Consider the following 14,013-nt stretch of genomic DNA (forward strand, 5'->3'; position numbering starts at 1 on the left):
TTGCGCATACCTTCATTATAACAGCTACTCTGCCCCTTGATTCCATTCCTTATAGAATTGCTCCAAAAAACTGAGCATGAACTGATGCCGCTCCTCCGCAAGCTGCTTGCCGTACGGGGTGTTCATCAGATCCTTCAGCTTCAGCAGCTTCTCATAAAAATGATTGACCGCCGTCCCCTTGGAATAGTCCCGGTATTCCTTCTGCAGCGATTCGTCACGCGGCGGGAGCTGCGGATCATAGACCGGACGGCCCTTGGCTCCCGAAAAGACCATGGTCCGCGTTATCCCGATAGCTCCAAGCGCATCCAGACGGTCCGCATCCTGGACCACCTGCCCTTCCAGCGTTGACATGGGCTCGCCCCCGCCGCCGCTGAAGGACATCGTGGCAATAATCTCCATAATATGCTTACGCGCCGCTTCATCCGGCAGATGTCCGTCCAGCCAGTCACTCACCTTGAGCAGGCCCGCTTCCTTGGAGGGATTCAGCTTCTCGTCTGCTACATCATGCAGCAGGGCGGCTATGGTACAGATCACCACATTGGCCCCTTCCATTCCGGCAATCAGGGCGGCCGTATTCCGCACCCGGCTCACATGGAACCAGTCATGGCCGGTGGTATCCTGGCCCAATTGCTCCTGCGCAAAATGCTCCGCTGCTGTGATCAGCTCTTTGTCATTCATTATGATTGCTCCTTCACGATAAAAAATGTTACTCTTGCGCCGCTGCTCCCCATCCGCTATAATGTGCTGTAATCCAGCCGGAAGGGAATTGATTCCTATGAACCGCTTGTCCATCATAACGAATCAGCTTCATCATCACAAGCAGCGTTAGCACACCTGAATTCATTCAGGGAGGGCTAACGCATTTCGCGTTTGACCTCCCTGCGGCATAGATAAGCGCGCGGGACCACGGGGTCCGGCGCGTTTTTTATTTTCACCGAATTCACATTCAAGGGAGCTGCTAATTATGCAAAATATTAAAGGAACCTATGATTACTTCGGCCGGGAACAGGCCATCCGCCAGAAGGTGCGGACTACACTGCAAAAGCTCTTCGAGCTGTACGGCTTCGAATCGATGGATACCACTATGCTCAATGAGCTGGAGCTGCTGACCTCCAAATACGCCGGAGGCGATGAGATTCTGCGCGAGATGTACCAGCTTACAGATCAGGGCGGGCGCAGGGTGGGGCTGCGGTACGATTTGACGATTCCTTTTGCCAAGGTGATTGCCTTAAATCCGGGGATTGAATTCCCCTTCCGGCGGTATGAGATCGGCAAGGTGTTCCGGGATGGTCCGGTCAAAAAAGGCCGCCTGCGCGAATTCCTGCAATGTGACGCCGATGTCGTCGGCATTGCCGGTCCGCAGGCGGAGGCTGAGCTGATGCAGTTGGCCGCTGAAGTCTTCCGCAGCCTGGAGATCCCGGTGGTATTGAAGTGGAACAACCGCCGTTTCCTCGGCGAGATTCTGGGTGCGGTCGGTGTTCCGCAGCAGGAGCAGCTCTCCGTGATGCTGACCCTCGACAAGCTGGCCAAGATCGGCAGCGCCGGGGTGCTGGCTGAGCTTACGGACAAAGCGCTGACGGCAGATACGATTCAGCGGATTGCCGAGCTGCTGGAGCTGGGGAACCTTGAGTTCGGACAACTGGTGGAGAAATATTCGCTCGACGGGCAGTCCGGGGAGCTCGAAGTGCTTGCCTTGCAGCAGCTGATTGACGCGATTGGCCTTGCGGAGGTGTGCGTCTTTGATCCTTTTCTGTCACGCGGGTTGTCATTCTACACGGGGACTGTATACGAAATCTTCGATGCCACAGGCGGCTACTCGTCCAGTCTGGGTGGCGGCGGGCGGTATGATGCCATCATCGGCAAGCTTGTCGGGCGTGAGGATATAGAATATCCTACCGTCGGCATCTCCTTCGGGATGGAGTCGATCATGGCGCTGCTGGGCGAGCGCCCGGCAGATACGGCGGACCGTTCCGGCGTGTTGATCATTCCGATCGGCGGCGGATACCTGCCGCAGGCTCTGGTTGCTGCCGCTGCGCTGCGGTCCGCCGGTATCCGCACGAGCGTGGACACCGGCACGCGCAGGCTCAAAAAAACGCTGGCCGCAGCTTCAGCCAAGGGCGTCCGCTACGTGATTATGGTCGGAGAGAGCGAAGCCGCGGAGCAGAAGCTGCGGCTGAAGGATATGGAGCTGGGGAGCGAACAGCTGGTTACAGTAGAGGAGGCGATTCGGGCGACTGCACTGTGAATTCCAGACACATATTCTCCGCCAGACAGACGAGTGAGTTCACACCACCTTGCCAGTCTCGGATTGTAGCTACCAACAGCAAATTGTTGCAACTTATGCAGGATTTCGGTCACGCTGGGGCTGTTGAGCTCCGAAGGTTGCAACTTGTGCAGGATTTCGGTCACGCTGGGGCTGCTCAATGCCGAATGTTGCACGTTGTGCAGGATTTCCGTCACGCTGGGGCCTGTTGAGCTCCGATTGTTGCAATTTGTGCAGGATTTCCGTCACGCTGGGGCTGCTCATGGTAAGGTACTATTCTACTGAACCGGACTTCAGTCCGGATTTCGGTCCGGGTTATCTGTCCTGGCTATTCATAGATGCCGCCTGCGCTCTGCGAGTGCCGTCCCTGTATGCTTTAGGAGAAACACCGCTGCAGTTCTTGAACACGCGGTTGAAGTGGCGCACGTTGCCAAAGCCTGTTTCCTCTGCGATTCTGCTGATTTTCTCATCGGTGAAGGCCAGTTTCTTGCGGGCTTCTTCCATCCGGATCTGCGTCAGGAATTCGATAAAGGTGACGCCAGTTCTCTGCTTGAACAGGTTGCTGAAATACGCCGGGTTCAAATAAACCGCATCCGCCACTTCCTTAAGGCTCAGCGGATGGTCATAATGCTGCGAAATATAGCGCTGGGCAGCGCTTACCGGATCGATATCCTTTGTCTCCCTGGATTTCGCAATACTTCCCGTCAGGCCCAGCAGCAGCCCCCGGCATTTCTCAGCCAGTTCCTCCCGTGAGGACAGGCTGCACACATCGAACAGAACTTTGCGGATATCCTTGGAGCCCAGCCAGGATTCGGTAACATTAAGCTCCTCGGCCAGCTCGTAGTAGTACAGCAGCAGCTTGCAGATCTGCTGGTGGATGCTCTCCGGTGATTCGGCCGTACTGCACAGCTCATCAATCATACGCTCAACAATTGGGCCAATTCCCGTCACTCTGCCGCCGGTAATCGACTTCTCCAGCAGCTCCCAAGACCACTTCAGGGGTCCGTTTCCTGTGTGGGGACGCCTCTTCATTTTGGCATAATCGAGCAGCTTGTCACCGCCCTCAATCAACCGGTACAGGAGCGCGATTCCGGCCTCATTGTACGCCCTGGGAATTCCCGGCAGTCCTTCCGCCGGATTACTGACCCCGATTGTCACCGTCAGGTTGGACAATGAGCGAATCTGCCTGCGGATCTGGTCGCCCAGATTGCCCGGTGCCGATAAGGAATGCTGCGGGTCCGCCGTATTGAGCAAGGCCACCACTTCAGTATCCGACAGCACAAAGCTTAATCCTGTGGCATGACGGTTCAACATTTCCTGCACAACCTGCTGGATATACAGAAGGAACAGGGAGGCATCGCCCCGCTGGTAACGTTCCTTCTCCACGGAGTGCTTATCCAGCTTGATCACCATACAGATGAAATAGGGATGCCCGAAGGCAAAACCCATCTCCCGCAGCAGCTGGAGGTCGCTCTCTTCTGTCTTGCCTTTCAGCAGACTCTCGATCAGATGGCCGGCCACATGCCGCTTCAGCACAGGCTGCACCTGCCACGGCTCATTCTTCAGCACCGGCGTTACCTTACGCTCGGCCAGCTCGCGGCCCAGCCTCTCCAGCACACGGCTTAGCTCCTGGCGTTCGACCGGCTTCATCAGATAATCCTTCGCTCCCTGGCGCATCGACTGCTGCACATAGGCGAACTCGTCATACCCGCTGACCACGACGGTCATCAGATCCTTGAAGCGCCCCCCGGCCACCTGCTGCAGTTGAATGCCGTCCATCCGCGGCATGCGGATATCGGTGAGCAGTACTTCGGGCGACAGCTCGGCCAGCTTGTCGAGCGCATCATAGCCGTCAGCGGCTTCACCGACCACCTCCCAGTTACCGTCCAGGCTGGTGATCATTTTGCGCAGACCTTTGCGGAAGACCGATTCATCGTCAACAATCAGTATTCTAGGCAACTCCGTCATCCTCCTCTGCTCTGCCCTGCTGGTGAATGACCGGTAGCTTAAGCACCGCCTTGAAGCCCTGATACGGCATGCTCTCCAGGGAAAGACCATAATCCTCCCCGTAATGCAGCACAATCCGGCGGTGAACATTCAGCAGCCCGTTACCCGAGCGTCCGCCAAGCTCCTGCGTATTCCGCAGATGCTGCCGGAGCGCCTCCAGCGCCTCCGCATTCATACCGATTCCGTCATCCTCAACCGTAATTGTAAGCACCTGATTGCTGCTGCCTGCGGTCAGTGAAATCACGCCCCGCCCCACCCCCTGGTCCAGCGCATGGTTGATGGCGTTCTCCACCAGCGGCTGGATCATCAGCGGGATGACCTCGCAGCCCAGCAGCGAAGGTTCGATACTCATGCTGAACTGAATCCGCTCTTCATAACGCATCTGCTGGATGGTCATATACCCGCCGACATGATCCAGTTCATCCTGAAGCGTCACATGCTCCTTGCGTCCGCTCAGACTATACCGCAGCAGCTTGCTGAGATTGTTGGACATGGCAATAATCTCCGGACTGCCTTCGAGCTCGGCGTACATGCTGATCGAACCCAGTGTATTGTACAGAAAATGCGGATTAATCTTGCTCTGCAGCGCGGCAATCTGCGCATCCTTCTCCCGGATCTCCGTCTCATAGAGCAGATACCCCAGCTCGCTGAGCTTGGCCAGCATGCCGTTGAAGGAATGGCCCAGCATCCCTACCTCATCCGTGCCGCTTACCGGAAAAGCCATACTGAGGTCCCCGCGCTCAACACTGCGCATCAACCGGCTCAGCTTGCGCAGCGGCTGGGTAATGCGGTAGGCGATGAACACGTACAGCAGCAGGGCCAGGCCCACACAGAGGATACCAATCAGAATAATGTAGGTGCGCAGCACCTCGGTATCTTTCATCAGGCTGGATACAGGAACGACACCTACCGTTGTCCAGCCTGTCACTTCGGAAGTTACGCGGGCCATCAGCTGGCCCTCTCCCTCCGACTTCACATGGCTTACCCCTTCGGCGGGTTTATCCGGTGAGCGGGAAGGCGCAGCCTGCGGCACTCCGTGATCCTTGCCGATCACCAGATTGCCCGAATCATCCGTAATGTACAGTTGCTCCCTGGCATCCAGCTTTACTTTGGACAGAATCTCGCGGATGAACTTGGGGTCCACATCTATGACGATGTAGCCGAGGGTCACCCCGTCATCGAAGCTGCGCAGCTCCCGCACAATGGAGAAGGCCTGGTACACCTTACCACCGCTAGCGCTTATGTCATGCGTGGCAACATAGACCGGCTGTCCGTAATGTCCTTTGAACTTGTTCAGCCAGCTTACATTCTCATCCAGCTTGTAGGTTGTCACATATTGGCTCTCCGGCATGACCACATAAGAGGCACCTCCGGTGCCGTATAGCGAGACGCCCAGAATATCCACCCGGCCGTTCAGGAACACCTGGGTAACGAAGCTGTTCAAGCCGCTGATCTCATCCAGCGTTAAGGGTTCTCCGGGGGAGCGCTTCGTGGCCAGATAATCGGTAACCTTGGGATATTGGTACGGCATCACGGTCAGCCGGTTCAGCTCATTCATATAGGTATCGATATTCAGGGTAAGCTGCTTCAGCGTCTGAAGCTGATAATCGCCCACCTTGCGCTCCGTCGTTTCGGTAAAGCGGGCAAAGGCGAAATAGCCCATCAGCCCCAGCGGCAATACGATGAACACGACATTGATAAGAATAAGCTTGCGCGCAAGCGCGAGGTTCCTGAACCAGCCGCGAAATGATTTCAACCGCATTCTCTCCTTCGATCCCCTTACCGTCATTTCTTCAGCTGAAGATTAATGCTGTCCACCGCTCTCTGCAGAGCCTGCTGCGGACTTTGCTCCTTATAGATCATCCGCTCAAACTGCCGGATAATCTCTTCATTAATACTCCACTGCTTCACATTTCTCGGCCAATAGGCTACGGAATTGGCGGTGTTGGCATAATCACTGCGGAATTTCAGCGCAGCATACGCCCCGCTCTCCACGACCTTCCGGGAACTCGGCACATGCCCTGCTTCCGCCCACATCACCCCATGCTCCACCGCCCAGCGGGCAAAGATCATCGCTGCCCGGCGCTTCTCCGCGCTCATCTCACTTTTGGCCGGAATTGCCAGGGTATGGGAATCTCCCCAGACCGCCGGATGGTCATAAATGACCGGTACCGGCACTACTCCCAGCTCCAGCTGCTCATCCTTCTCAAAAGCGCCGGTCCCCCACACCCCGGTAATCAGCGTAGCCGCCTCACCGTCATAGAACAGCTTGAAGGCATCATTGATATTCGGAGGGATCAGCTCCTGCTGATACAGGCTGTTCACGAATTCCAGCGCCGCAAGAGAAGCCTCGTTATTAAAGACCGCCCGCGTACCTTCTGGATTGTAGAAGACACCGCCGCCCGGCATCTGATTGTACAGGCTCCACCATAACCACACCGAATCAATCCGGGTGCTCGGCAGAGCCAGCGGTGCGACACCGGACGGAACGGACTGCTTCAGCTTTTGCAGAAATGCGGTAAATCCCTGCTCTCCCCGGCTGATCACCGGTTTATCCTCTGCGTCCAGCAGCCCGGCCTCTCTTAAATATTTCTTGTTGTAGTAGAGCACCAGCGTATGCGTATCCAGAGGTACGGCATAATGCGTGCCGCCGTAGACCGTGGATTCAGCAATCTTGGCATTGAACTGGCCCCAGTCAAGGCTCGTATCCGCAGCCAGTCCGTCAAGCGGCTCGATATAACTGTTCTGCACGAACTGCGGCAGATTGGTGGCGTGGATAATGGCCAGATCCGGCGCATTACCGGACAGAATGGCTGTACGCAGCCGGGAATAATAATCATCCAACCGGGAGTTGATCTGATCGATCCGGATATCCTGGTGTTCCTTGTTGAACTGCTCTACCAGTTCGGTCATGAAGATGTTGTCTCCTCCGCTGAACGGGGTCCAGTACTCCAGCGTTACCGGCTCGGCAACAGCCTGCGGAGGTTCTGCCGCATCCTCAGCACCGCAGCCGCCCAGCACCAGCAGCAGAACCAGCAGCGGGATTGAAAGCGTAATCAGTTTATTTCGTCTATATCCGGTATTGCATCTGGTATCTCTCATATAAGTAAGCCCCCGCCTTGCTTGCCGTCTATGAATCTGTCAGGCTCATTCACGTTTCTGCCATATATCCATATAATCTATACCGAAGCTGCCTTGTCTGTCAAAAAGAATGATCTCATTAACCCCGCCCTGTAATTGTACCTCCAGTTCAATGATTGCCGCCCGGTTCCGCTCCTGCGTCTCCGGGAGCGGCGCAGTCCTCGCGGCTCCGTTCACCTCCGCCTCCAGCTTCGCGTCCGGTGAAGCATTGAGAACCGCCACCGAGAGCGTGTAGGTTCCGCTGTATGGAACATGAATATGGCCGAAGCGCAGCCCCGCAGCCCTACCGCTGAGGGTTGCCGCTGCCCCGCCCGAGGCATACGGATTATCCTCTGCTTCGGCAGCCTCCTCCAGCGTCTGGGCTTCACCTTCGTAACGCGGTATTTCTACCGCCCGCAGTTCAGCCTTTACCCCCTGCGGCAGCTCCAGAGCTACCTTATTCATCCCGGCTGCGAACGGCAAGCGAACATAGGCATATCCGGTCTGCCCTTCCCCGGACGGCGTCAGCTGAAGCATTGACGGTGTTCCACCATTCACTGTTACAGCCGCCTCAACCGGCTCTTGCCCCGGATTGACATAATGCACCAGCAGCGGGGTAGCGCTATCCACTGTGGACGGCAGGGACGGGAACTGCAGCCGGGTTCCGCTGCGGATGGCATTCTCCGCCAGGAATACTCCCGTCCCCGCTGGAACTTCAAGCGCTGCGCTTAACGGCAGCGGCTTGCCGAAGACCGGCAGCCCCGCATCGTCCCAGCGGACCGGCTGGGCCCGCGCCTTGCGGTTGTTCCAGCCGTCCTGCGCTCCGGCCGTAGCATGATATACAATCCACTGCTCGCTGCCATCCGGCGAGACCGTGAATGAATTATGCCCCGGCCCGTACACTCTGGCGGCTTCATCCATCGCCATCAGCGGCTCCTCCGACTTAGTCCAGTCTGCGGCTTCCAGCGGATTGCCGCCGGGCTTCAGCGCCAGCAGGCCCAGACTATAATATGGGGTCCAGCTGCCCGCCCCGGAGTAGACAATGAAGACACGGTTGTCATGATGAAGGACAGATTGGCCTTCGTTGATATAAGGCGGACCTCCGGCCTGCTCCCAGGGAAGCAGCGGTTCACTAATCAGTACCCTCGGCCCGCTGATTGTCAACGGATCACTCATCGGCGCGATATAGGTATTCTGCGCAGCGTTCACCCCGCCTTCCCAGCCGGACCAGACGAAATACAGCTCCTCATTCACCTCCATCGCCAGCCCGTCGATCGCCCACTTATTGGTATCGTCAGTTATTTGACCCTTGAAGGTATAATCGCCCAGCGGATCAACGCTGTCCCCCTGCAGTACATACATCCGGTGATTCTCGTTCTTTCCGTCATCTGCGGCAAAATAGATATACCAGCTGCCCCGGATATACTGCAGCTCGGGTGCCCAGAGATTCGCCGAGTAGGCCGTCTCGGCCGGCGGGTACCACACCACCTTCCGCTCTGCCTGGCGGAAATCCAGGGTTCGTGACTTCATCACCATAATATCCGTTCCGTTATGGGTGAAGGTCATGTAATAATACCCCTCCCTGTAAATCACGCTCGGATCAGGCGTATCCATCTCGGCCAGCGTGTTCTTGAACGTTCCGCCATGCCCTTTGTAGACCTCATCTGTTCCGCTATTCCCTTGCTGCAGCAACAAATATGCACCTCCTGCGAGTATCACTAAGAGAAAAGCCGCAAGGGTGTAGGTTATTTTACGTGATTTCCTGCCTGCCCATGCCTTCTGCGGTTTTTCTGGCTTTATTAGCATTTTCTACTCCTCCAAGGGTTATCGAACCTTTTCTACAGCATCAGCAGTCACCGGAAATCCAAATGTTCACCGCAGTGACTCTACTTCACTCCCGAACTCGTAATCGCCTTCACGAATGACTTCTGTCCGGCGATGAAGATAATCAGCACCGGGAGTGCGGCGATGGTAGTCATGGCCATCAGCTTGCCGTAACTCTGGGTGTAGCTTCCTGTAGCCATCATAGCAATCCCCGCAGTGATCGTCCGCATCTCCGGCGAGGTGGTGGCATACAGCGGCCAGACAAAGTCATTGTAGATTCCCATGAAGGTGAAAATACCCAGCGTCATCATAATTGAGACTGCCGAGGGCAGCAGAATCCGGGTATACAGCTTCCACTTGTTCACTCCGTCGATCCGGGCAGCCTCTTCAATCTCTTTGGGAAAATAGACAAAGAACTGGTACAGCAGGAACACTCCGAACGCCCCGGCAGTAGCCGGCAGAATCAGCGCCTGATAAGTGTTGATCAACCCCAGTGCATTGAACTCCATGTACATCGGCAGAAAGGTCAGCACGCCCGGAATCATCAGCGAGGCGATGAACATGGACAGCAGCGTGCGGCGCAGCGGCAGATCCGGCAGCCGGGCCAGAGCGAACGCCGCCATGGAGTCAATCAGTAGCACGATGGCTGTACCGGCTATCCCGACTGACAAGGAATTGATGATCCAGCGGAGAATAGGGGTGTTCATCAGCTCCCCACCCAGCCCCTGAGCGAAATTATCAAGCGTGGGCTTCTGCGGGAAGAAGTTCATCCGCCCGGAGAGGGCTTCGAAGTCATTCTTGAAGGCCGTGGACAGCATCCAGACCAGCGGCAGCAGCACGAACAGCGCAATCAGGACGGCCAGCACCAGCAGGCCCGTTTTTTTTGCTTTACCCATTTAGACGTTCTCCTTCCGGTTCGTAAGACGGAACTGTACGATTGACACCATCATGATCAGCAGCGCCATCAGAATCGCCATTGCGGAAGCCGAGCCAATGTCCTTGCGCGCAAATGCCTGGTCCAGTACATTGATCAGCAGCACCTTGGTGGTGTCTCCCGGCCCTCCGCGCGTCAGCAGGAACGGCTGGGCATAAATGTTGAAGGAAGCGATTGTCGAGGTAATCATCACGAACAGCATGACCGGCCGGATCGTAGGCAGTGTAATCGACACGAACCGGTTCCAGGCGCCTGCTCCATCAATGGCAGCCGCCTCGTAATACTCCTCCGGCACTTCATTGAGCGCATTCACAAAAATAATCATATTGAACCCGATCGTCCACCAGAGCGTGGTGAGCACCAGTGAAATCCAGACCCAGGGCGTGTCCGTCAGCCACGGGATAGCGGTCAGGCCCAGCTTTTGCAGCAGGCTGTTAATGAATCCGGCATTGGTATCGAACATCATCAGCCAGATCACGGCCATTACGGAGGCCGACAGTGCGTAAGGCAGGAAATAGAACGTCCGGAACAGCCCCCGGAGCTTCGCCGGCAGCGCATTAACCAGCATCGCCATCCCCAGCCCCGCAAGGATTAGCAACGGAACGGAATACAGGACAAACTGGAAGGTGGTCCACAGGCCGCGGAAGAAAATGCTGTTCTCATACGTTCCGGGGGTGAAAATCGTAATATAATTGCGCAGCCCCACAAAGGGATGCGTGTCAGACAGCAGCTCGAAGTCCTGCAGGCTGATCACAAAGCCGTACAGAATCGGAAACAGCAGAAACAGTCCGAAGGCTGCAAGATAGGGCAGGATGAACAGAAATGAGGTGAAGCGGGACGTCCATGTGCTTTTCAAAAGGGATTCCTCCATTTCCTCGTATAGGGAAAAGCGGGAAGCTGTGCAGCGCTCCCCGCTTTGCTTACCGAAATGAACCATTCATTCCGGGTGCTATTTCATCGCCTGACGGGATTTGGCTACAGCATCATCCATCGCCTGCTGGGGTGATTTTTTGCCGAGAATGGCATTGCTCAGCTCGCTCCATACCGGCTCGACAATCGTGCCCCAGTTCAGCACATTCGGTGCAAACTGTACGGAGGAGAAGCTCTGGGATACGGTGCTCTGGAACTCCATCGCCTTGAATTCCGCACTGTCCATCACGGTCTTGGAGGCGACCGCCTGACCGGATTCAGCCCAGTCCAGCGAGTTGCCGGAGACGTATTTCAGGAAATCCCCGATGCCGGCCAGCGTATTGCTGTCAGTGACAGCCTTAGGAACCACAAAACCGTGAGAGCCTGCATATATAGCCTGCTTCGCTTTGCCGATCTGCGGCATTACGGCTACGCCATAATTCAGTCCGGCTTCATCGAACTGTGATTTCATCCATGGGCCGTTGAACTGGATCGCGTTCTTTCCCTGTAAGAACAGGGTGTTCTCGCCGTCCTGTTGTACGTTGGCCGGGGAGATGCCCTTGTCGACCATATCGCGCAGCCACTGTACCATCTCAACCGCTTCAGGAGAATTGTAGGCTACATCCGTTCCGTTCCACAGCTCTCCGCCGTTCTGCCAGACGAGCGACGGGAAGATGAACTGCTGCGGCCAGAGGGTAGGGACTACATATCCGTATACGCCTTTGGCTTTGTCCGTCAGCTTCTCTGCGGCGGCGTCGAATTCGGCACGGTTTGCCGGAGGTGCGGTGATCCCTGCTTTCTCAAACAGATCCTTGTTGTAATACATCACGACCGGATGAATATCGAGCGGAATCGTGTACAGCTTGCTGTCGATGGTGGCATATTTAACCGGGGCTTCGGCAAAATCAGCCGGATTGATTCCGGCTGCCGCCGCCAGTTCATCGACAGGCTGGAGCTGGTCCTTGCTCTGATAGGTCGGCACCTGATCGACGTGCATGATCATCAGGTCCGGCCGTTCCTTGCCGGTGCTGAGCGCAACATCAAGCTGCTTGTAATACTCGCCATTCGGCTGGATCACAAAATTCACTTTGTATTGATCCTGGGAGCTGTTGTATTTATCCACGATTTTCTTCATGAACGGGCCATCCGAGCCGGAGAACGGTGACCAGAACAGAAGCTCTGTCTTCTTGCCGCCGCTGCTGCCACTGCTGTTGCTGCCCTGCGCTTCGGTGCCGCTGTTCCCGCCGCTTGCGGTATTGCCGCCGCTGCCGCTGTTCGCATTGTTTCCGCCGCAAGCGGTTACAACCATGGCCGACATCATGACCATCATTAGGATAGATGCTGATTTTTGCATGGATCGTTTCATCTGTATACGCCCCTTTTACCGGTGATTCAAAGCTGGCTGCTCTTTGATATCTTTATGGTAACGCCACGGGGGAGCGCAAAAAATGTCCTCTTTCTAGGATCAATGGACATATTTACAGATTGCCGGGCAGAGGACAAAGGGTCTGACGGATGGCTCAATAGGGATAAGGCGGAATTAGGCGGCGGCACCGGCGCACACAAAAAAGCCGCTCCACCGGCATCTTCCGGGGAACAGCAAGTGAAGTACGGCCCTCACGCTATCACGAAGGGTTCAATTCTCCTGAACAAAAAGCTCGCGCCGTTCACATATTCTCTAAGGTAAGCCAGCGCATACGGCTGTTCTTCGCACAAGCCGGGGAGCTCATCCGGATTAGAGATGTGATGGCTGTAATTACTGATCATGATCATGACAAAGAAGCATTCCAGCTTCCGTTCATAATCAGGTTCCAGCGCACGGACGCTGCTGTAGCCCCGAATCAGGCTCCTGCGCTGCTCCGTGGACAGCTCCAGCAGAGCCGCGGTCAGATCATAGAGGTAATAGCCGTAGCCGCAGCGGCCGAAATCAATTGCCCGGGGCTGACCCTCAGCGAATACCACGTTCCCAAAGTGCAGATCACCGTGAATCAGGCCATAGCTTCCGGGGGCCGGCGTCATAGCATTGAGTTCACTAGGGATTCTGGCGGCGGCAGCCTGATAGAGCTTCCACCCAGCTTCCGGGACCATAGCCTCATGATGCTTCTCCAGCTTATCCCATTCCTTGCGGAAGCTGTCCGCTCCCCAAGCCGGCCGGGTGAACTCAGCGGAGGGTACAAACTGTTCGCCCGCTTCATGCATCCCGGCCAGCATCACCCCTACAGCGTAGAGCTGCTCATCTTGCAGATTGCCCGCTGAATGCTCCCCTTCGATCCAGCGCATCAGGGTAACATAGTTAAGCTGCTGCGCTTCACCGCCAGCTTCATTGCCAGACTCAAGGATATAACTGCCGCTTGAATCGGGCAGCCCCACAGGGACAACCAGCTCCGCTGCCCCGCTGAGATGCCTGAGCCACTCCAGCTCCGACAGAATTTCTGCCCGGCTGCACCGTGCGCCATGAAGCCGCAGCAGCAGCTTCCCCGCAGTTTCCGTCTCTAGCTTGAAGGTAACGTTATCGGATTGTCCAATATATTCGATCTTCGTCCAATCTAATTCATACGCCTTAAGCGCCCGCAGTACTATATCCCTTGCTGCTGTTTCTAATTTCATCTTCCTGCCCCCTCATATGGATGTCTGCACTCATTATAGGGTTGGCGGAGGCGGCGGACATAGATAATAGACAGGTATAACCTGACTTTTGCACAAAAAGAAGAGGCTGCTCCAAGAGTCATAACGCGACTTCTTGGGACAGCCTCACTGTTTAGGGTGGATCAGCTTGAGTACTTGCGAGTGGACGCTGCAATTGTATTTTATACACTAGATTTCTGTATATATGATCCAAAAGGCCGCCTGTGCAAAATTCTACTGTACAGAGTGCAGCAGATGCTACTTTTCGAGGGGTTTTAGAGGAATGTAGTGTACATAGTGCAATCAAAGCCAGCCCGGGGTGAACCCCATA

The 14,013-nt window shown here is 55.8% G+C and carries 11 protein-coding genes; 1 reads left to right on the plus strand and 10 read right to left on the minus strand.

Annotated elements, in window-relative coordinates; all coding sequences use genetic code 11:
- Positions 1-24: 24 nt before the first annotated feature.
- Both NST04_RS25810 and NST04_RS25815 read right to left on the minus strand, forming a co-directional pair.
- The gene (locus tag NST04_RS25810) at positions 25-678 is read right to left on the minus strand and encodes an HD domain-containing protein (protein WP_341186751.1); all 654 of its coding nucleotides are present in this window, start codon (positions 676-678) and stop codon (positions 25-27) included.
- A 28-nt stretch (positions 679-706) separates the two neighbouring features.
- Positions 707-844, minus strand: a complete 138-nt coding sequence (locus tag NST04_RS25815; RefSeq protein WP_341186752.1) for a hypothetical protein — start codon at positions 842-844, stop codon at positions 707-709.
- Between the two features lie 120 nt (positions 845-964).
- Here NST04_RS25815 and NST04_RS25820 point away from each other — a divergent pair, with 120 nt between their 5' ends.
- Entirely contained in the window at positions 965-2,245 is a 1,281-nt protein-coding gene (locus NST04_RS25820) for a histidine--tRNA ligase (protein ID WP_341186753.1), read from the plus strand.
- A gap of 333 nt (positions 2,246-2,578) precedes the next feature.
- On the opposite strand, the gene NST04_RS25825 is transcribed toward NST04_RS25820, so the two are convergent.
- From NST04_RS25825 to NST04_RS25860, 8 genes are all read right to left on the minus strand, one after another.
- Entirely contained in the window at positions 2,579-4,222 is a 1,644-nt protein-coding gene (locus tag NST04_RS25825) for a response regulator (RefSeq protein WP_341186754.1), read from the minus strand.
- Positions 4,215-6,026, minus strand: coding sequence for a sensor histidine kinase (locus NST04_RS25830; protein WP_341186755.1), 1,812 nt, complete (start codon positions 6,024-6,026; stop codon positions 4,215-4,217). The genes NST04_RS25825 and NST04_RS25830 overlap by 8 nt, the downstream gene beginning before the upstream one ends.
- 29 nt (positions 6,027-6,055) lie before the next feature.
- Entirely contained in the window at positions 6,056-7,372 is a 1,317-nt protein-coding gene (locus tag NST04_RS25835) for an ABC transporter substrate-binding protein (protein WP_341186756.1), read from the minus strand.
- A gap of 45 nt (positions 7,373-7,417) precedes the next feature.
- Complete coding sequence (locus tag NST04_RS25840) at positions 7,418-9,085, minus strand: family 43 glycosylhydrolase (protein ID WP_341186757.1); 1,668 nt, start codon at positions 9,083-9,085, stop codon at positions 7,418-7,420.
- 191 nt (positions 9,086-9,276) lie between these two features.
- Entirely contained in the window at positions 9,277-10,110 is an 834-nt protein-coding gene (locus NST04_RS25845) for a carbohydrate ABC transporter permease (protein ID WP_341186758.1), read from the minus strand.
- Positions 10,111-11,004 (minus strand): carbohydrate ABC transporter permease, encoded by an 894-nt coding sequence (locus NST04_RS25850; RefSeq protein ID WP_341186759.1) that lies wholly within the window; start codon positions 11,002-11,004, stop codon positions 10,111-10,113. It abuts the gene before it with no gap.
- 93 nt (positions 11,005-11,097) lie between these two features.
- Entirely contained in the window at positions 11,098-12,423 is a 1,326-nt protein-coding gene (locus NST04_RS25855; protein ID WP_341186760.1) for an ABC transporter substrate-binding protein, read from the minus strand.
- Between the two features lie 251 nt (positions 12,424-12,674).
- The gene (locus NST04_RS25860; RefSeq protein WP_341186761.1) at positions 12,675-13,664 is read right to left on the minus strand and encodes a phosphotransferase enzyme family protein; all 990 of its coding nucleotides are present in this window, start codon (positions 13,662-13,664) and stop codon (positions 12,675-12,677) included.
- Positions 13,665-14,013 lie beyond the last annotated feature (349 nt).

It is taken from the genome of Paenibacillus sp. FSL H7-0756, from assembly GCF_038006765.1.
In the GTDB taxonomy this organism is placed as follows: domain Bacteria; phylum Bacillota; class Bacilli; order Paenibacillales; family Paenibacillaceae; genus Paenibacillus_AQ.

What these genes read in the sequence shown, in the direction of transcription:
- NST04_RS25810 (WP_341186751.1), bottom strand. Translation starts at nt 678, where the DNA reads ATGAATGACAAAGAGCTGATCACAGCAGCGGAGCATTTTGCGCAGGAG.
- NST04_RS25815 (WP_341186752.1), bottom strand. Translation starts at nt 844, where the DNA reads ATGAATTCAGGTGTGCTAACGCTGCTTGTGATGATGAAGCTGATTCGT.
- NST04_RS25820 (WP_341186753.1), top strand. Translation starts at nt 965, where the DNA reads ATGCAAAATATTAAAGGAACCTATGATTACTTCGGCCGGGAACAGGCC.
- NST04_RS25835 (WP_341186756.1), bottom strand. Translation starts at nt 7,372, where the DNA reads ATGAGAGATACCAGATGCAATACCGGATATAGACGAAATAAACTGATT.
- NST04_RS25845 (WP_341186758.1), bottom strand. Translation starts at nt 10,110, where the DNA reads ATGGGTAAAGCAAAAAAAACGGGCCTGCTGGTGCTGGCCGTCCTGATT.
- NST04_RS25855 (WP_341186760.1), bottom strand. Translation starts at nt 12,423, where the DNA reads ATGAAACGATCCATGCAAAAATCAGCATCTATCCTAATGATGGTCATG.
- NST04_RS25860 (WP_341186761.1), bottom strand. Translation starts at nt 13,664, where the DNA reads ATGAAATTAGAAACAGCAGCAAGGGATATAGTACTGCGGGCGCTTAAG.